This is a genomic window from Agrobacterium tumefaciens, from assembly GCF_009649785.1.
GTDB classification, from domain to species: Bacteria; Pseudomonadota; Alphaproteobacteria; order Rhizobiales; family Rhizobiaceae; genus Agrobacterium; species Agrobacterium tumefaciens.
The window spans coordinates 247419-264390 of the sequence record NZ_WJOK01000003.1 but is presented as its reverse complement, the minus strand read 5'-3'; the positions used below and the strand labels follow the sequence as shown (position 1 = coordinate 264390).

Here is a 16972-nt window from a genome sequence, read left to right as displayed (position 1 = left end):
CATGTCCGCGCGAAATAGGCCGCCCGCATTTTACCATGCGGGCGGCAAGCCCTGTGCACGCCAATAATTATTTGATTAAACGTCGCTACAGGCCTAAGAATTCGCGCGAAATGCGTTGCAGAATGGAATGGCTGAAATGAAGAAATATTATTCGGATATGGGCGGTCTGCCGGGTCAGACGGAACTGCTGTCTAGCAAGGCTGTTTTCAAGACTGCCTATGCGGTCATCCCCAAAACCGTCATGTCCGATATCGTGACGAGCGTGCTCCCGCACTGGACAGGGACCCGGGCCTGGATCATCGCCCGACCGATGACCGGTTTTTCCGAGACTTTTGCGCAATATATCGTTGAAGTGCAGCCTGGCGGCGGCAGTGAGCGGCCGGAGCCGGACGCAAGGGCGCAAGCGGCGATCTTTGTCGTTGATGGTGAAATGACCGTGGAGTTTGAGGGCGTGCAGCATGCATTGCGGACCGGCTCCTTCGCCTTCCTGCCCGCCGGCTCGCGCTGGCAGCTGCGCAATTCCGGCACGGCACCGGTCAAGTTCCACTGGGTCCGCAAGGCGTTTCAGGCGGTGGACGGGCTGGAGCCGCCGCCGGCGATCTTCACGCATGAAGATGAACACGCTCTGTCGGCGATGCCCGATACGGACGGCAAATGGGCGACTACCCGGTTTATCGATCCCGACGACGTGCGTTACGACATGCACCTCAACATCGTCAGCCTGGAGCCGGGCGCTACCATTCCTTTCATGGAAACCCATGTCATGGAGCACGGTCTTTACGTGCTGGAAGGAAAGGCGGTTTACCGGCTGAACGAGGATTGGGTGGAAGTGCAGGCGGGTGATTTCATGTGGCTGCGCGCTTTTTGCCCGCAGGCTTGCTATGCAGGCGGGCCGGGCCGTTTCCGCTACCTGCTCTACAAGGATGTGAACCGCCACGTGAAGCTCTGGTAACGGGCGGAATCTTGGCGAAACCGAGATTTATCGCGCAATCCGTTGGCTTGCGCGATAAAGGCTTGCGTTGGATCGAATATCCCTAATAAATCCAGATATGCGGTCAGTCATCGCTGTCTCGCACGATTTCGGCATTCGGCATCCGCCCTTATTTATCCTGAAGAAGACTGCCCGTATGATTGAAACGATCGATACCAATATCTTCAATCTTGCCCCTGTGGCGATGTGGATCGAGGATTTCAGCGAGGTGAAAAGCCAGTTCGATATCTGGCGGGCGCAGGGCGTCGAGGACATCCGGGCGTTTTTGCTGGAAGATCTGTCGCGGGTGGCGGCGTGCTCGCAGAAAATCCGCGTTGTGCAGGTTAATGCCAAGACACTTGAACTGTTCGAAGCGCGGGACAAGGCGCATCTGATCGATAATCTGCACCGGATTTTCCGCGATGACATGCTTGAAAGCCATGTGAACGAGCTTTCCGAGCTTTGGGCTGGAAAAACCGAATTCATCAGCAACGCCGTCAATTACTCGATTGGCGGAAAGCGGCTGGATATCCAGCTGCGCGGTGCGGTCATACCCGGCTACGAACAGACACTCGGGCGGTTGCTGCTGACCACAGAGGATGTGACGGAACGTGAGGAGGCTCGCCGCAAGGAGCTTTTCAACCGCCGTTATGCTGAAGGCATGTTCCAACATTCGCCCGTTTCCCTCTGGGTGGAGGATTTCAGCCGGGTTCGGCGTCTGATCGAGGAGGTCAGGGAACGCGGCATCATCGACTTCCGGGTGTTCATGGATGTGCATCCCGAATTCGTGCGCCAATGCATGAGTGAAATCCGCGTGATCGACGTCAACCGGGCAACACTGGACCTGTTTTGTGCACCGGACCGTCAGGTTCTGTTGCAGCAGCTTGGCGATATTTTCCGTGGTGAAATGGAAAAGCCCTTCCGCGAACAGCTGATGGAGCTGTGGAACGGCAATCTTAACCATCATCGCGAAGTGGTGAACTACGCGCTGGATGGTTCAGAGCGGCACGTGCTGCTGCATTTCTCCGTTTTTCCGGGCCACGAACGCGACTGGTCACTGGTGCAGGTGGCGCTGACTGATATTACGGCGCGGAAAAAGGCGGAAGCCTATCTCGAATATCTCGGCAAGCACGATGTGCTGACCAAGCTGCACAATCGCGCCTTCTATTCGGACGAAATGAACAGGCTGGAACGCAGCACGATCCGGCCCGTTTCGGCCATCGTCATCGATCTCAATGGCCTCAAGGACGCCAATGATAAGCTAGGGCACGACGCAGGCGACGCGCTGTTGCGGCGCCTTGGCGAAGTCCTGAACGGTGTCGTTACCGCGCCGAACCATGCTGCGCGCATTGGCGGTGATGAATTCGCCATCCTTTTGCCCGGCGCAGACAAACAGATCGCCGCGGCGATGGTGGATACCATTTACGAACTGCTGAAGATCAACAACCAGTTCTACTCCAATGCGCCGCTTAGTCTTTCGCTGGGCGTGGCAACCAGCGAAGCCGGCGAGACGATGGAATCGCTGGTGCGCCGTGCCGACATGCATATGTACGAGCAGAAAAACGCCTATTACGCCGCGATGCGCAACAGGTCTGCCGACAACAGCGATACAACGAAGGCCTCCCCGCAACCGGAAGCCAGCTCACTGAAGCGCCTTCTCTAGCCACAGGCATCTCGTGGGTGCCTTGCCTCACTGAGGATTTCCAACGCTCTGCGGGACCATGGCCGCCTGTTTTTTAGCCTTTTGGCGCCATCGTCCTGGTCAAATTTGAGTGTATTCTAAAAGACCAGCGAAATTTGCTTTACGTACCTCAAAACGGACGTTAGCTTCTTCCCAAGAGCTTTGGGAGGAGTTCGTGCATGATGATTTCAAGTAAAATCGAGGGGCAAGATCCGTTCATTCGCACCGGGTACCGGTGACGACACATGGCTTTTGCTGAGGAATCTCCAGATCAGGTCCTTATACGGACTGTCGGGTTGTCCAAGTCTTTCGGTCCCGTCCAGGTTCTGAAGGATATAGAGATTGCCGTGCGCGCCGGTGAAGTTCACGCCATCATTGGCGAGAACGGGGCTGGCAAATCGACGTTGATGAAACTGCTTGCGGGCAATGAGAAGCCTTCGAGTGGGGAAATCAGGATCGATGGCGAGGCAGTTACGTTGAGCGGACCTGTCGACGCCGAACATCGCGGCATCGTTCTCGTGCATCAGGAAATATTGCTGGCCCCGGATCTGACGGTGGCTCAGAACATCTATCTGGGCCGCGAATTGTGCAAAGGCCCGATGATGGACGACCGCGCCATGCGTGCCGGCGCCCTGAGGGCTATCGCCGATCTCGGCGGTACGATCGATCCCGATGCCGTCGTCGGCAGCCTGTCGATTGCCCAGCGCCAGCTGGTGCAGATAGCCCGCGTTCTGCTCGTGCCGCATCGCGTCGTCATTTTCGACGAGCCGACCGCAAGCCTCACGCCCATTGAAACCGATGCGCTGTTGAACGTTATCAGGGACATAAGGGCAAAGGGCGTGGCCGTGCTCTATATTTCGCACCGCCTGCCGGAGGTGAAGGAGATTGCCGACCGTGTGACCGTTCTGCGCGATGGCAGGTTGGTCGGCTCCCACCCAATATCGGCGCTTGAGCCCGCCGATATGGCGCGGTTGATGGTGGGACGCGATGTCGCCAAGCTCTATCCGGACAGGAACGCCGGCGGCGAGCACGAGCCTGTCTTACAGGTGGAGCATTTCACCGTTCCCGGCTATGCGCAGGATGCCGGTTTCAGCCTGCGAAAGGGCGAAATCCTCGGTTTTGCTGGTCTCGTCGGCGCGGGCAGAACGGAGCTTATGGAGGGCGTGCTTGGCCTGCGTCCAGGGCGGGGGACGATCCGCCATCTCGGAAAGCCTGTGCATTTTGCAAAGGCGGAAGACAGTCTGAAGGCCGGTATCGTTTATCTGAGCGAGGATCGGAAGGGCAAGGGATTGCTGCTGACGAAGGACTTGCGGGTCAATCTCACACTCGCCTCGCTGAGGAAATTCAGCCGCCTGTTCCAGATCGATATCCGTCGAGAGAAGGCAGCGCTCGATGATGCGGTGCGTGATTTCGATATTCGCACGGGAAGTAAGGACTTGCTCGCGGGCCAGCTGTCCGGCGGTAACCAGCAAAAGCTGCTGCTCGCCAAGATGATGCTGCTCGATCCATCGATCGTCATCATCGACGAGCCAACACGCGGCATCGATATCGGCACCAAGGAACAGATCTACCGTTTCATAGCAAAGCTTGCAGACGAGGGCAGGTCGATCATCGTCGTGTCCTCGGAGATGCCGGAACTGATCGGCATCTGCGACCGCGTCCTTGTAATGCGCTCCGGCAGGATCGTCGGCGAGGTGACGGGGGAACGCATGACCGAAAACGATATCGTGGCACTCGCGACTGGCGTGCACACGCAGGAATTCGCCTGAGGGCTGATGTCCCGGCAGATTGGCCTGAAGAAAAGACAATTGAGGGGAAATATGACTGAGGCCGCACTTGATAACGGCAAAACGCCGAAGACCTCGAAAGACTGGGACCTGCGCGCCGTTGCGCCCTTTGTGGCGCTGGCTTTGCTGCTGGTTCTCGGCACCGTCGCCAATCCGAATTTCATCGGTATCGACAATCTGCTGAACGTGGTTACCCGCAGCGCCTTCATCGCCATCATTGCGCTCGGCGCCACATATGTCATCACATCCGGCGGACTTGATCTCTCCGTCGGCGCGATGGTGGCTTTCGTTGCCAGCCTGATGATCCTGTTCATGAACAGTGGCGTTATTGCCAATCCGCTGGTGATGCTACTGGCCGCCATGGCGCTGGCCATCGCCATCGGCGCCGCTTGCGGGCTTGCAAACGGCCTCATCACCACCATCGGCCGCATCGAGCCCTTCATCGCCACGCTTGGCACCATGGGCATTTATCGTGGGCTGACCACCTGGCTGTCGCAGGGTGGCGCGATCACGCTGCGCAACCCGGAAATCCAGACGCTTTATCGCCCGGTCTATTTCGGCAATGTGATCGGTGTGCCGGTGCCGGTCATCGTCATCTTCGTCACTGCCGCCATCGCCGCTTTCGTGCTTTACCGTACTCGTTACGGTAGGCATTTGACGGCGGTAGGTTCCAGCGAGGATGTGGCGCGTTACTCCGGTATCTCGGTCGTTCGCGTCCGCACGATTGCCTATGTGGTTCAGGGGCTTTGCGTCGCCGTTGCCGTCCTGCTTTACGTGCCGCGTCTTGCCTCCACTTCGGCCACTACAGGCATGTTGTGGGAGTTGCAGGCAATCACCGCCGTCGTCGTCGGCGGCACGGCGCTACGGGGTGGTGTGGGCCGCATCTGGGGTACGATTTGCGGCGCCTTCATTCTGGAAATCGTGGGCAACATCATGATCCTGTCGAACTTCGTCAGCGAATATCTGATCGGTGCCATTCAGGGCGCGATCATCATTATCGCCATGCTGGTGCAGCGTTCGCTCAGCCGCAGATAGCCGGACGATCGATGAGACATCTGGCCGCGCAATCTGGGGCATGCGCGGTTTAAACAGGAGGAACGCCCCGGTCTTGGGAGGAAGAGACTATGCGTAGAAAATTCATCGGCGTGGCATTTGTCGCGCTGGCTGCCGTTCTTGCGGGTTCTGCCCATGCGCAGGAGAAGAAGGTAACGATCGGGGTATCCATTCCGGCGGCCGACCACGGCTGGACGGCGGGCGTCGTTTACCATGCCGAACGGGTGGCAAAGCTTCTGATGAAGGAGCATCCGGGTCTGAACGTCATCGTCAAGACCTCGCCGGATGCCGCCAACCAGGCAAACGCGCTTCAGGATCTTGCCGTGCAGGGGCTGGACGCACTGGTCGTGCTGCCGTCTGATCCCGATCCGCTCGTCAACGCCATCAAGGAGATCAAGGACAAGGGCACCTTTGTCGCGCTCGTCGACCGCGCGCCGAGCGTCAACGACAATTCGATCCGCGATCTCTACGTTGCGGGTAACAATCCGGCACTCGGACAAGTGGCAGGCGAATACATCAAGAAAACCACGCCTGATGCGGAAGTGGTGGTCATTCGCGGTCTGCCGATCCCGATCGACCAGCAGCGCCAGGATGGTTTCGACAAGGGAATTGCCGGCTCCAGCGTCAAGGTTCTCGACCGCCAGTACGGCAACTGGAACCGCGACGACGCCTTCCGCGTGATGCAGGACTACCTGACCAAATACAAGAAGATCGACGTGGTCTGGTGTCAGGACGACGACATGGCGGTTGGCGTGCTGGAGGCAATCCAGCAAGCGAAACGCACCGATATCAAGTATATCGTTGCTGGCGCCGGTTCCAAGGACATGATCAAGCGCGTAATGGACGGCGACAAGCTAATTCCGGTCGACGTGCTCTATCCGCCGGCGATGGTGGCGACCGCCATGCAGCTTACGGCTGGTCATTTTTACGATCAGGTGCCGGTTGCTGGCGAGTATATTCTCGACGCTACGCTCATCACCAAGGACAATGCCAAGCAGTTCTACTTCCCGGATTCGCCGTTCTGATAAGCGGTTTCCGGCTAAGCAACGCCCGCTGAAAGGCAGGCGTTGCATCCGCACTCCTGCACCCCGGACCAGATTCGGGGTGCAGCGCGATCAGGTCGTTGATCGTGATAGAGGCATTCATGGCGCGGGCGCGCCGCGGCTCGACGCCGGATTAAATACGGCATGACGAGGGGAAGGTCGGCGGAAACTATACCGCTCCCCCGCTCTTCATCCATTTTTCCTGAACCACGCCGAGAGATAATCCACGAAGCTGCGCACTTTGGCGGGAAGGTAACGGCGGTGGGGGTAGACGGCATATATGCCGCGGTCTTTGGAAATATAGTCGTCGAACAGGGTCACAAGCTCGCCGGACTGGATGAAGGGTCTTGCAATAAAGTCCGGCACCATGGCGATGCCAAGCCCTGCGCGGGCGGCCCGGAGTGTCGCCTGCGGGCTGTTCACCTCGATCGGTCCACTGATGGTAACGGAGTTCGAGCCGCCATCCGCTTCAAGATAACGCACGGTGTTGTGGAAGCGGGTGTTGGTGTCGATGATGAAGGGCACGCGGGAAAAGTCCTGCGGACCATTGAGCGGGCCGTGTCTGGCGACAAAATCCGCCGTTGCTACTGCATAGACCCGGAAATCGGAGATCTTGCGGGCGATGAGGCCTGAATCTTCCAGACGCGTTATGCGAATCGCAAGGTCGAACCCTTCCTCGATCAGATCGACGAATCGGTCATCGGCGACGATTTCCAGAGACAGTTCCGGATTTTCCTTGGCGAAATCGATGAGGCTCTGGCCAACATCGGCGTCGATGAAGGTGCGCGGAACGGATATTCTGAGCTTGCCCTTCAGGTCGGCATTCTTCTCGCGCACCAGATCGGCGAGGTTGTCGATCTCCTTCAAAATGTCAGAGGCGGTGCGGTAATACGTATGGCCGGCCTCCGTCAGCGAGAATTGCCGGGTGGTGCGGTTGAGAAGCAGTGCACCGAGATCATCTTCCAGTTCCCGGACATATTTGGACAAAAGCGCCTTGGAACGCCCGGTCTTGCGGGCAGCGGCGGAAAAACCCTCCGCTTCGACAACGTCGATAAAGGCGCGGATGCGGGTGAGCGTGTCCATGAGAATCCTCCGGTTCGTTCCATATAATTGAACGCTGAGGCGTGACTGTTCAACCCGTAAAATGGTTGCCGAAAAAATCCGCTATATGGTGAAAAAATCCTCTTGATTATGACGGCGAATATTCTTATCTCCCGTGCTGCCCAAAGTCGCACGTGCCCATGTGTGTCCGCCGAGTCCTCGATGTGGTGAGGAGTTCGGTAAGGTACCTGGAACTAACCCCTCCAGTCGCTATTCCGGCCAACCGGGAAATGCGAGGACATATGAAGCAACGACGGTGCGGGCCTTTCTGGTTCTCTGCCGGCTTTCCATCAGCCGGGGTACTGAAGAGGCACACCATCATTGCCTGAAGTGCGGTCGGGTCATTCCCTCCAATCGATGGCAGACAAAGCCGAATGATGCTCTGGCAGGGCGTCATTCATATTTGCGCCTTGAGCGTATGCTATCGATTCTGCGCCTCCACCGGCTGATTCGTATGCATATCTCGAGCGTCCTTTGTCCTCCGGATTTTCCGGAGCCGGTTTTATAGGGAATATATCGATGACGACTGCACGCATTCTCGATTTCATCAAGACCCGACGTCCCGAAGGCCCTTGCCTCGTCGTCGACCTCGACGTCGTGCGCGACAATTTCAACGCGTTCCGGCATTCCCTGCCGAACAGCGCGATCTACTATGCGGTCAAGGCAAACCCGGCTCCCGAAATCCTGAAGCTGCTTGCTTCGCTCGGCTCGAACTTCGATTGCGCCTCCGTGGCTGAAATCCAGATGGCGCTTGATGCAGGTGCAACGTCCGACCGGATCTCGTTCGGCAACACCATCAAGAAGGAACGCGATGTCGCCCGCGCTTACGCGCTCGGCATCGATCTCTTCGCCGTCGACAGCCATGAGGAAGTCGAGAAGGTTGCCCGTGCCGCTCCCGGCGCACGCGTCTTCTGCCGCGTGCTGACGGACGGTGAAGGTGCCGAATGGCCGCTGTCGCGCAAGTTCGGCTGCGTACCGCAGATGGCTGTTGATGTTCTGGTCTACGCACATCAGCTGGGCCTCGAATCCTACGGCGTTTCCTTCCATGTCGGTTCGCAGATGATGAATCTCGACGCATGGGATGCAGCGCTGGGCGATGCCAAGCGCGTTTTCGCTTCGCTGTCCAAGCAGGGTATACACCTGCAGATGGTCAATATGGGCGGTGGTTTCCCGACCAAGTACCTGCGCGACGTTCCTGCTGCCGAAGAATACGGCCAGGCTATCGACACGGCGCTGCGCAAGCACTTCGGCAACCAGATCCCGAAGACGATCATCGAGCCGGGCCGTGGCATGGTGGGTAACGCTGGCGTCATCAAGGCGGAAGTTGTTCTCGTGTCGCGCAAGTCCGACAACGACAACCATCGCTGGGTGTTCCTCGACATCGGCAAGTTCGGCGGTCTCGCCGAGACGATGGATGAGGCTATCCGCTACCCGATCCGCACCGAGCGCGATCAGGACGAGATGGAGCCTTGCGTTCTGGCCGGTCCGACCTGCGACAGCGCCGACGTGCTGTACGAAAAGAACATGTACCCGTTGCCGGTCTCTCTGACCATCGGCGACGAGGTTCTGATCGAAGGCGCAGGTGCCTATACGACGACCTATTCGGCGGTTGCCTTCAACGGTTTCGAGCCGCTGAAAGCCTACGTCATCTGATCCGAACGCCGCCCGCTGAGTAAGGCGGCGTCTCGAACAAGCTTCCGTTCCGGCTTTGCCGATTGTGCTGTTGCGCAAATCCCTGCTTGCTGCTCCTCTTCCAGCCGAGGAAAGCGTGTCGGCGGGCCGGAACGGCTCCACCATTTTTGATCAAGGGCCGCGTGTGGGCGGTTGTGTGATGGAGGGCCGAGAGATGGCCGCTCTTCTGAATTCGGTACGTGCATTTTTCACCCCGCAGACATTTCATGTCGATCAGGAAAATCCGGGCGATGTCGTTGCCCGTGAAAACCTGCTCGATCGCGCCATGGGCGCTGGCCGCCGCCGCAAGTCTTCCGAAAAGCTGCGCGCCGGCCGCGTCCCAGCGGAAGGTCTGGCGCTCGTTGCCCGTGACGAGGACGGCCATGTCATCGGCACGGTGCGCCTGTGGAATGTCGAAGCTGGCATTTCGCGCGAAGGCCGCGCTGTCGAAGCGCTGTTGCTTGGCCCGCTTGCGGTTGATGCTGCCCATGAAGGCAAGGGCATCGGTTCGGCGCTGATGCGTGCGGCAATCTCCGAGGCAACCAAACGTGGCCATGGTGGCATTCTTCTGGTGGGCGACGCCGCCTATTATGAGCGCTTCGGCTTTTTTGCCGATAAGGCCCAGCACCTGATCATGCCCGGCCCGTTCGAGCGCAGCCGTTTTCTGGCGCTTGAACTCAAAGCCGGCTGGCTGGAAGGTGCGGCTGGTATGCTGGTTGCAAGCGGCCGCAGGCTCTCTGCCTGAGACGATATCCGTATCTAATGCCCCGGCTGAACGGCCGGGGTTGATCCGGCTGAAATTGGATTGCTGCAAAATGTTCTTTTATGCAAAGCTGCGGGTTCGGACGTGATACCGGTTCGGGCGGCGACAAAGTTGCATTTGGCTTTTTTGGACATTGCATCGGATATGTCTGCACCCGCGTGATTTCAAAAGCGGAGATCAGCTATGCAGGCAGCTTTACTCAGAACGAACCGTGACTACCGTCTTCTGTTTTCCGCGAGCGCCGTATCCAATCTTGCCGATGGCATTTCGATGGTGGCGATACCTTGGCTTGCAACCCTGCTGACCAGCGATCCGCTCTTGATCTCTATGATTGCGGTGGCGCAACGGCTGCCCTGGCTGCTGTTCGCGCTTCCCGTCGGTGTCTGGACGGATCGAAGTGACCGGCGCCTGCTTATGGTGCGGGCCGATGTGGTTCGGCTTGCGCTGATGATCTGCGCGGTCGGCATGATCTCCACCACTGCAAACCTGCCGTCACCGGCAGAATCGGGATCGGCGGCTATTTTTTCACTGGCGGTAATCGCTTTCCTTCTCGGTTGCGCTGAGGTCGTGCGGGACAATGCAGCCCAGACGATATTGCCTTCACTTGTCGCACCGAGCGATCTCGAACATGCTAATGGTCAGATGTGGAGCGCCGAAGAGGTCACTGGCCAATTCATCGGCCCGCCACTGGCAGGCTTGCTGATTGCCGCGGGCATTGCCATTCCCTTTGGTCTGGATGCCAGTTTTTACGCGGTTTCGGCGGCATTGGTTTGGCTTATCGTGCTGCCTCCACGCAAACCGTCCAGCATAGCCTCTTTCTGGCCCGCATTGCGAGAGGGGTTTGGCTGGATGCGGCGCAATACGATGATCCTGCGGCTTGCCATCATGCTGGGGGCAGTCAACGCCGTATTCGTTGGAGGAATGACGGTCCTCGTTCTCTATGCGCAGGAGGTGCTCGATCTTTCCGCGACAGCCTATGGCGTGCTGTTGACGTGCGGCGCGGTTGGCGGTGTTCTTGGCGGGCTGGCTTCGCCGTGGTTCGCCCGTAGACTGGGCGCGAGGACAAGCCTCGTTCTGGCGCTATGCACATTTGCGCTGTTCAATCTGGTGCTCGGCCTTTCGAGTTCCGCGCCACTGGTAGCAGTCGGCCTATTTCTCGAGGCTGCGGCGGGTATGTTGTGGAATGTGGTGACCGTGAGCTACAGGCAACGGCTCATTCCGGACGAGTTGCTTGGACGCGTCAATTCCGTCTATCGGTTTTTCGGTTGGGGTGCGATGTCGTTCGGCGCATTTGCCGCTGGCGTTCTGGTCACCATTGCCGAACCGGCCTTCGGCCGCATCGAGGCGCTGCATATGCCCTATCTGATTGGAGCCGCTGTTTGTGCGGTTCTGGCGGTCTACGGTCTTCTCCGGCTGCGTTTCTGAGGTGCCGCGGCGCTGTAGTCGGTCATTGTCCCTGCATGATCTTATAGTGCCTCTTGCATTTGGCATTTTGCGGGTATATACCCGAAAAATGCCAAACGATAGTTGTCACTGCATCCTGCTGCGCAAAGCATCCCGTAAGGTCTCGTCCTACTACGATGAGGCGCTGGCGCCGCTTGGCGTCAATATCGGCCAGTTCAGCCTGTTGCGGAACATCAACCGCATGGCGCCGGTGTCGCTCACCGATCTCGCCGCGCGGGTGGAACTGGACCGCTCTACCGTTGGCCGCAATACCAAGGTGCTGGCCCGGATGGGGCTGGTGGCCATCGGCCATGGCGAGGATCAGCGCGAAGCGATGCTGACCGTGACGGAGCAGGGGCAGGAGATACTGAAAACAGGCGCGCCCCTCTGGGACGGAGTACAGGACGAAATCGAGGCCAGGCTTGGCCCGGAAAAGACCGCTCAATTGCAGGAACTACTCGCAGCCCTGTAATTTTTTTGATGATAAAACGGGTATCTGCCCGCAATATAGGGTATATACCCGTAAAATTTCGGCCGCTGGCCGCTGGCCGCTGGAAAGGGATTTTGAACATGCTCTCCACACGCCTTGCCAGCTGGATGGCCAACAGAAACATACATTATGGCTGGCTTGTTGCCGCAACCACCTTTTTGACGATGCTGGCAACCGCCGGCGCGATGGGATCGGCCGGGGTGATGATCCAGCCGCTGCATCAGGAGTTCGGCTGGGACATTGCCGATATTTCATCTGCCATGGCGGTCAGGCTGGTGCTCTTCGGCCTGCTCGGGCCCTTTGCCGCTGCCTTCATGAACCATTTCGGTATTCGCCAGGTCGTGTCGACGGCCCTTGCGCTGATCATGGGCGGCATCGTCGCCTCGTTCTTCATGACTGAGGTGTGGCAGCTGTTGCTGTTATGGGGCGTGGTGATCGGTGTTGGCACCGGCATGACGGCACTGGTGCTGGGCGCGACCGTGGCATCGCGCTGGTTTTCAAAGCGCCGGGGACTGGTGATCGGCCTGATGACGGCCAGTAACGCCACCGGCCAGCTGGTTTTTCTGCCTTTGCTCGCGGCACTGACGGAGGCCTATGGCTGGCGCACCGCGCTGACGCTATCCGTTGCGGTGATTGCGATCGCCATGATTCTCGTGCTGCTCTTGATGCGTGACCATCCCGCCGATGTCGGCCTGCCAGCCTATGGCGAGACGGTGGTGGTAAAACCGCCGAAACAGGACCACAAGTTTCTTGCAACACTGGCATCCCCGATACTGACGTTGAAGAGCGTGTCCGGAAACCCGGTTTTCTGGGTGCTTTTCGGAACGTTCTTCGTCTGTGGACTTTCCACCAACGGCCTTATCCAGACACACTGGATTTCCATTTGCGGTGATTTCGGTATGGCGGCGGTCACGGCGGCCGGCACGCTGGCGGTGATCGGCATTTTCGATTTCTTCGGCACCATTTTTGCCGGCTGGCTCTCTGACCGTTTCGACAATCGCTTCCTGCTCTTCTGGTTTTACGGTCTGCGCGGGCTGTCCCTGATCTATCTCTCCTTCTCGGGCTTCAGCTTCGTGGAGCTTTCGGTCTTCGCCGTGTTTTACGGGCTGGACTGGGTGGCAACCGTGCCGCCAACGGTGAAGCTTGCCGCTGAGAGTTTCGGCCGCGAAAAAGCGGGCCTGGTTTTCGGCTGGGTGTTTGCGGGGCATCAGTTGGGGGCCGCCACCGCTGCCTTTGGCGCAGGTTTCTTCAAGAGCGACTTCGACACATACATGCCCGCACTGCAGATTGCCGGCGTGATGTGCATGATCGCTGCTGTCTCGGTACTGCTTCTCAAAAAGCCTGGTTCCGCGACTTTGGCACCGCAGGCCGCCTGAGATTGCAAAGGAGAAGGCTTGTGAAACAGGCCAACTTCCGACTGCCGGGCCCGCTATTTTGACCGTTGTCATGGCTATCCGTTGCGTATTTGTCACACCAAGCACCGGCTAGCTGCCCTGGCTTATCGTTCGCCTTTCGGTTTGATCCATCTCAATCCGCTCACCTCTCCCTTGGCGATAGTGGCCGTAGCGGCTGCGGCAAGCGAGGATTCGCGAATGCCCGCCGCCATCAGCCGGTTTCCCGGGCTTGCCCGGCTGCGGCGCGCGATAGGAGAGATGGAATGACGAACAGGAAGAAAAAAACCGCCTTGCTTGCCAGTGTGACGGTGAGCGTCGCGGCGATGCTGATGTCGGCCAACGCGATGGCGGCAGATCTGGCCCCGCCGGCACCAGCCCCCACCGCTGAAGAGGCGATTGCGGCGGCGAGCCCATGGATGCTGCGCGTGCGTGGTCTCGGGGTCATTACCCATGACAGCGGCAGCGTTGACGGTGTGCCGGGTGCAGGTCTCTCCTATTCGGATACGGTCATTCCTGAACTCGACATCAGCTATTTCTTCACCCCGAATATCGCTGCCGAACTCATCCTCGGCACCACATACGCCAAGATCAACGGCGAGGGTGTGCTGGCCGGCACGCCGGTGGGCAAGACATGGTTGCTGCCGCCGACGCTGACCCTGCAATATCACTTTACTGATTTCGGCGCCTTCAAGCCCTATATCGGCGCGGGCGTGAACTATTCGATGTTCTACAACCAGTCCGAAAAAACCGGCTTCAGCAATCTTGATGTCAAGAACAAGTTCGGCGCGGCCGTGCAGGTGGGTTTCGACTATATGCTGGACGAACATTGGGGCGTGAACTTCGACGTGAAGAAGATTTTCCTGAAGACCGACTGGACCGCAGAACTTGGCGGCACGCCAATCAGTGGCAAAGCGAAACTCGATCCCTGGTTGATCGGTGCGGGTATCACCTATCGCTTCTGACCCCTTGGCCTCGCGCCGTCGCTGCCTTTGACGGGCGGCGCTTTCTGAGCTATATGGACGGCCACGGGCAGAAGAGCCCCGGCCGTCCGCAGGCGTTTACGCCCTTGGTGAAGCTCTTTTTGGAATAACGGTCATCCCCATGTTTTGCATGTCGTCGATGGCAACGCGGACCCCTTCGGAAAAATACGGCATGCGCATGTTGGAGAACCGTTATGAACGTGTCCAAACCGCTTCCCGCGCTTGAGGGATTGAAAGAGCAGGCAAAACGGCTGCGCGCAGCCCTTGAAGGGCAGGGGCAGGCAATCACCCATTCAAAGGCGCTTGAACTCATCGCCGCGCAATATGGCTTCCGCGACTGGAACACCCTGCATGCCACGGCGGGAAACCGTCCCGCATTCAATCCCTATCTTCTTGGTTCGCGGGTGGAAGGCCTCTATCTAGGCCAGCCCTTCGTGGCCTCCGTTCTGGGCGTGCAAACGCTAGGCGGCGACCCGGAACGCTACCGGCTGACCCTGCATCTCGACGATCCCGTGGATGTGGTGACCTTCGAAAGCTTCTCGGCTTTCAGGCAGCGTATCCACTGCAATATCGATACGTCCGGACGCACGGTGGAGAAAACCTCCAACGGTAGGCCACAGGTTGAGCTGGTCTGGTAGTCCGAGCACCCGCCGAGAGGCGGGTGTCTCCTTGTCCTTCGTAAGACCCTAAATCCGCTTCCCCGCCGCATCGAACAGATGGAAGTCCTTCGTCTGGGCGGCAATCCGCAGGTTCTCGCCGATACCAAGCTGCGAGCGGCCGGGAACGCGGAAGACGATGGTGGTGCCGTCTGTGAAGGAGCCATGCACGTAGCTTTCCGCGCCCACCAGTTCCACGGCGTCCACCCGCACGGTGCCAGTGAAAGCGGCATCGGGAGCTTCTGTTTCCGCGAGCGTGATGTCTTCCGGACGGATGCCCAGTGTTGCGGTGGTTTGCGGCAGCGCGCCTGATCCATTCACCGACCACCCGGATGCACCGTTAGCCGATGGGGTGCCGTAGGGCAGGAGGTTCATGGAGGGCGAACCGATGAAGGTGGCGACGAAGGTGGTGGCCGGTTTTTCGTAAAGCTCGATCGGAGTGCCGATCTGCTCGATGCGGCCGGCATTCAGCACCACGAGGCGGTCGGCCAGCGTCATGGCTTCCATCTGATCATGGGTTACGTAGACGCTGGTGGTGGCGAGAGAACGTTGCAGGCGGCGGATTTCGACGCGCATCTGCACGCGCAGCTTGGCATCGAGGTTGGACAGCGGCTCATCGAACAGGAATGCGGCGGGCTTGCGCACGATGGCACGGCCCATCGCCACGCGCTGGCGCTGGCCACCCGAGAGCTGGCGCGGCCTGCGCTCCAGATATTGTTCGATTTCCAGCGCCTTGGCTGCCTCGGTGATACGCCGGTCGATCTCGTCCTTCGGCGTGTTGCGGTTCTTGAGGCCATAGGCGAGGTTCTGCCGCACCGTCATATGCGGGTAAAGCGCGTAGTTCTGGAACACCATGGCAATATCTCGGTCTGACGGTTCGAGATCGTTGACGACGCGGTCGCCGATGACGATCTCACCGCCCGATATGCTTTCCAGCCCGGCGATCATGCGCAGCAATGTTGATTTTCCGCAGCCGGAGGGGCCGACCAATACGATCATCTCGCCATCGGCTATATCCATCGATACGCCCTTGATGGCGTCGACATTGCCGCCGTAAACCTTGCGGACGTCTTTCAGCGCAATTTTTGCCATTACTTCTCGGTCTCCACCAAACCTTTGACGAACCAGCGCTGCATCAGCACCACAACGATAATCGGGGGGATGATGGCGAGGATCGCCGTCACCATCACATAATTCCAGGGCGTCGAAGCGTCGGTGAAATCCACCATGCGCTTGAGGCCGATGATGATCGTGTTCATCTTGGCGTCGTTGGTCACGAGCAGCGGCCAGAGATACTGGGTCCAGCCATAGATGAACAGGATCACGAAGAGAGCGGCGATATTGGTTTTCGACAGCGGCAGCAGAATATCGCGCATGAAGCGGAACGGCCCTGCATTGTCGATACGAGCCGCCTCGACCATTTCGCCGGGAATGGTCAGGAAAAACTGCCGGAACAGGAACGTCGCCGTCGCGGACGCCATCAGCGGAAGCGTCAGTCCCGCATAGGTATCGATAAGCCCGAGGTCGACGATGACCTTGTATGTGGGCAGGATGCGCACCTCGACCGGCAGCATGAGCGTGATGAAGATCATCCAGAAGAAGCCCATGCGAAATGGAAAACGGAAAAATACGATTGCGAAAGCCGACAGGAAAGAAATGACGATCTTGCCGATGGCAATGGCGAGCGCCACCACGAAGCTGTTGAACAGCAGCCGTTCAAGGCTGACGCCGACCACTCTTTCGACGCCGCCGACCATGGCATCTGTATAGTTTTCACCAAGATGGTCGCCGGGCAGCAGCGACATCGGTGGGCGAATGATGTCATTCGACGTCATGGATGACGCGATGAAGGTGTAGTAGATCGGGAAGGCCACGATGATGATGCCGAGAACCAGCATCAGATGGGCGATCACGCGGGCGACCGGGCGATTTTCAATCAT

General features: G+C 58.7%; 15 protein-coding genes. 12 read left to right on the top strand and 3 right to left on the bottom strand.

Features of this window, described 5'->3' with window-relative positions:
- Positions 1–127 precede the first annotated feature (127 nt).
- From GH784_RS04985 to GH784_RS04965, 5 genes are all read left to right on the top strand, one after another.
- Complete coding sequence (locus GH784_RS04985) at positions 128–952, top strand: bifunctional allantoicase/(S)-ureidoglycine aminohydrolase (protein WP_019564590.1); 825 nt, start codon at positions 128–130, stop codon at positions 950–952.
- 175 nt (positions 953–1127) lie between these two features.
- Positions 1128–2633 carry a sensor domain-containing diguanylate cyclase gene (locus GH784_RS04980; protein WP_194842946.1) on the top strand — a complete coding sequence of 502 codons (1506 nt, stop codon included), beginning with the start codon at positions 1128–1130 and terminating at the stop codon, positions 2631–2633.
- A 263-nt stretch (positions 2634–2896) separates the two neighbouring features.
- Positions 2897–4420: a sugar ABC transporter ATP-binding protein gene (locus GH784_RS04975; RefSeq protein ID WP_003510667.1), complete on the top strand. Its 1524-nt coding sequence runs from the start codon at positions 2897–2899 to the stop codon at positions 4418–4420.
- Positions 4421–4471: 51 nt separating this feature from the next.
- Positions 4472–5473 (top strand): ABC transporter permease, encoded by a 1002-nt coding sequence (locus tag GH784_RS04970; protein WP_111828846.1) that lies wholly within the window; start codon positions 4472–4474, stop codon positions 5471–5473.
- 89 nt (positions 5474–5562) lie between these two features.
- Positions 5563–6516, top strand: a complete 954-nt coding sequence (locus GH784_RS04965) for a substrate-binding domain-containing protein (protein WP_003510665.1) — start codon at positions 5563–5565, stop codon at positions 6514–6516.
- Between the two features lie 207 nt (positions 6517–6723).
- On the opposite strand, the gene GH784_RS04960 is transcribed toward GH784_RS04965, so the two are convergent.
- Positions 6724–7617 (bottom strand): LysR family transcriptional regulator, encoded by an 894-nt coding sequence (locus GH784_RS04960; protein ID WP_003510664.1) that lies wholly within the window; start codon positions 7615–7617, stop codon positions 6724–6726.
- A 537-nt stretch (positions 7618–8154) separates the two neighbouring features.
- On the opposite strand from GH784_RS04960, the gene odc2 reads away from it, so the two are divergent.
- From odc2 to GH784_RS04925, 7 genes are all read left to right on the top strand, one after another.
- Complete coding sequence (gene odc2, locus GH784_RS04955) at positions 8155–9288, top strand: ornithine/lysine decarboxylase (RefSeq protein WP_003510663.1); 1134 nt, start codon at positions 8155–8157, stop codon at positions 9286–9288.
- Between the two features lie 193 nt (positions 9289–9481).
- Positions 9482–10051: a GNAT family N-acetyltransferase gene (locus tag GH784_RS04950; RefSeq protein WP_013761478.1), complete on the top strand. Its 570-nt coding sequence runs from the start codon at positions 9482–9484 to the stop codon at positions 10049–10051.
- Between the two features lie 201 nt (positions 10052–10252).
- Positions 10253–11494, top strand: coding sequence for an MFS transporter (locus tag GH784_RS04945; protein ID WP_111828847.1), 1242 nt, complete (start codon positions 10253–10255; stop codon positions 11492–11494).
- An 88-nt stretch (positions 11495–11582) separates the two neighbouring features.
- Positions 11583–11984, top strand: coding sequence for a MarR family winged helix-turn-helix transcriptional regulator (locus GH784_RS04940; RefSeq protein ID WP_003510658.1), 402 nt, complete (start codon positions 11583–11585; stop codon positions 11982–11984).
- A 98-nt stretch (positions 11985–12082) separates the two neighbouring features.
- Positions 12083–13378 (top strand): MFS transporter, encoded by a 1296-nt coding sequence (locus GH784_RS04935; protein ID WP_111788571.1) that lies wholly within the window; start codon positions 12083–12085, stop codon positions 13376–13378.
- Positions 13379–13659: 281 nt separating this feature from the next.
- Positions 13660–14358, top strand: a complete 699-nt coding sequence (locus GH784_RS04930; RefSeq protein ID WP_112492903.1) for an OmpW/AlkL family protein — start codon at positions 13660–13662, stop codon at positions 14356–14358.
- 212 nt (positions 14359–14570) lie between these two features.
- Complete coding sequence (locus tag GH784_RS04925) at positions 14571–15014, top strand: glyoxalase superfamily protein (protein WP_003510652.1); 444 nt, start codon at positions 14571–14573, stop codon at positions 15012–15014.
- 48 nt (positions 15015–15062) lie between these two features.
- On the opposite strand, the gene GH784_RS04920 is transcribed toward GH784_RS04925, so the two are convergent.
- Both GH784_RS04920 and ugpE read right to left on the bottom strand, forming a co-directional pair.
- Positions 15063–16124 carry a sn-glycerol-3-phosphate import ATP-binding protein UgpC gene (locus tag GH784_RS04920; RefSeq protein ID WP_013761452.1) on the bottom strand — a complete coding sequence of 354 codons (1062 nt, stop codon included), beginning with the start codon at positions 16122–16124 and terminating at the stop codon, positions 15063–15065.
- Positions 16124–16972: a sn-glycerol-3-phosphate ABC transporter permease UgpE gene (gene ugpE, locus GH784_RS04915; RefSeq protein ID WP_003510648.1), complete on the bottom strand. Its 849-nt coding sequence runs from the start codon at positions 16970–16972 to the stop codon at positions 16124–16126. The genes GH784_RS04920 and ugpE overlap by 1 nt, the downstream gene beginning before the upstream one ends.

Bases quoted from the DNA above. Each gene is read 5' to 3' on its own strand.
- GH784_RS04985 (WP_019564590.1), top strand. From the start codon at position 128: ATGGCTGAAATGAAGAAATATTATTCGGATATGGGCGGTCTGCCGGGT.
- GH784_RS04980 (WP_194842946.1), top strand. From the start codon at position 1,128: ATGATTGAAACGATCGATACCAATATCTTCAATCTTGCCCCTGTGGCG.
- GH784_RS04975 (WP_003510667.1), top strand. From the start codon at position 2,897: ATGGCTTTTGCTGAGGAATCTCCAGATCAGGTCCTTATACGGACTGTC.
- GH784_RS04970 (WP_111828846.1), top strand. From the start codon at position 4,472: ATGACTGAGGCCGCACTTGATAACGGCAAAACGCCGAAGACCTCGAAA.
- GH784_RS04965 (WP_003510665.1), top strand. From the start codon at position 5,563: ATGCGTAGAAAATTCATCGGCGTGGCATTTGTCGCGCTGGCTGCCGTT.
- GH784_RS04960 (WP_003510664.1), bottom strand. From the start codon at position 7,617: ATGGACACGCTCACCCGCATCCGCGCCTTTATCGACGTTGTCGAAGCG.
- odc2 (WP_003510663.1), top strand. From the start codon at position 8,155: ATGACGACTGCACGCATTCTCGATTTCATCAAGACCCGACGTCCCGAA.
- GH784_RS04950 (WP_013761478.1), top strand. From the start codon at position 9,482: ATGGCCGCTCTTCTGAATTCGGTACGTGCATTTTTCACCCCGCAGACA.
- GH784_RS04945 (WP_111828847.1), top strand. From the start codon at position 10,253: ATGCAGGCAGCTTTACTCAGAACGAACCGTGACTACCGTCTTCTGTTT.
- GH784_RS04940 (WP_003510658.1), top strand. From the start codon at position 11,583: ATGCCAAACGATAGTTGTCACTGCATCCTGCTGCGCAAAGCATCCCGT.
- GH784_RS04935 (WP_111788571.1), top strand. From the start codon at position 12,083: ATGCTCTCCACACGCCTTGCCAGCTGGATGGCCAACAGAAACATACAT.
- GH784_RS04930 (WP_112492903.1), top strand. From the start codon at position 13,660: ATGACGAACAGGAAGAAAAAAACCGCCTTGCTTGCCAGTGTGACGGTG.
- GH784_RS04925 (WP_003510652.1), top strand. From the start codon at position 14,571: ATGAACGTGTCCAAACCGCTTCCCGCGCTTGAGGGATTGAAAGAGCAG.
- GH784_RS04920 (WP_013761452.1), bottom strand. From the start codon at position 16,124: ATGGCAAAAATTGCGCTGAAAGACGTCCGCAAGGTTTACGGCGGCAAT.
- ugpE (WP_003510648.1), bottom strand. From the start codon at position 16,972: ATGATTGAAAATCGCCCGGTCGCCCGCGTGATCGCCCATCTGATGCTG.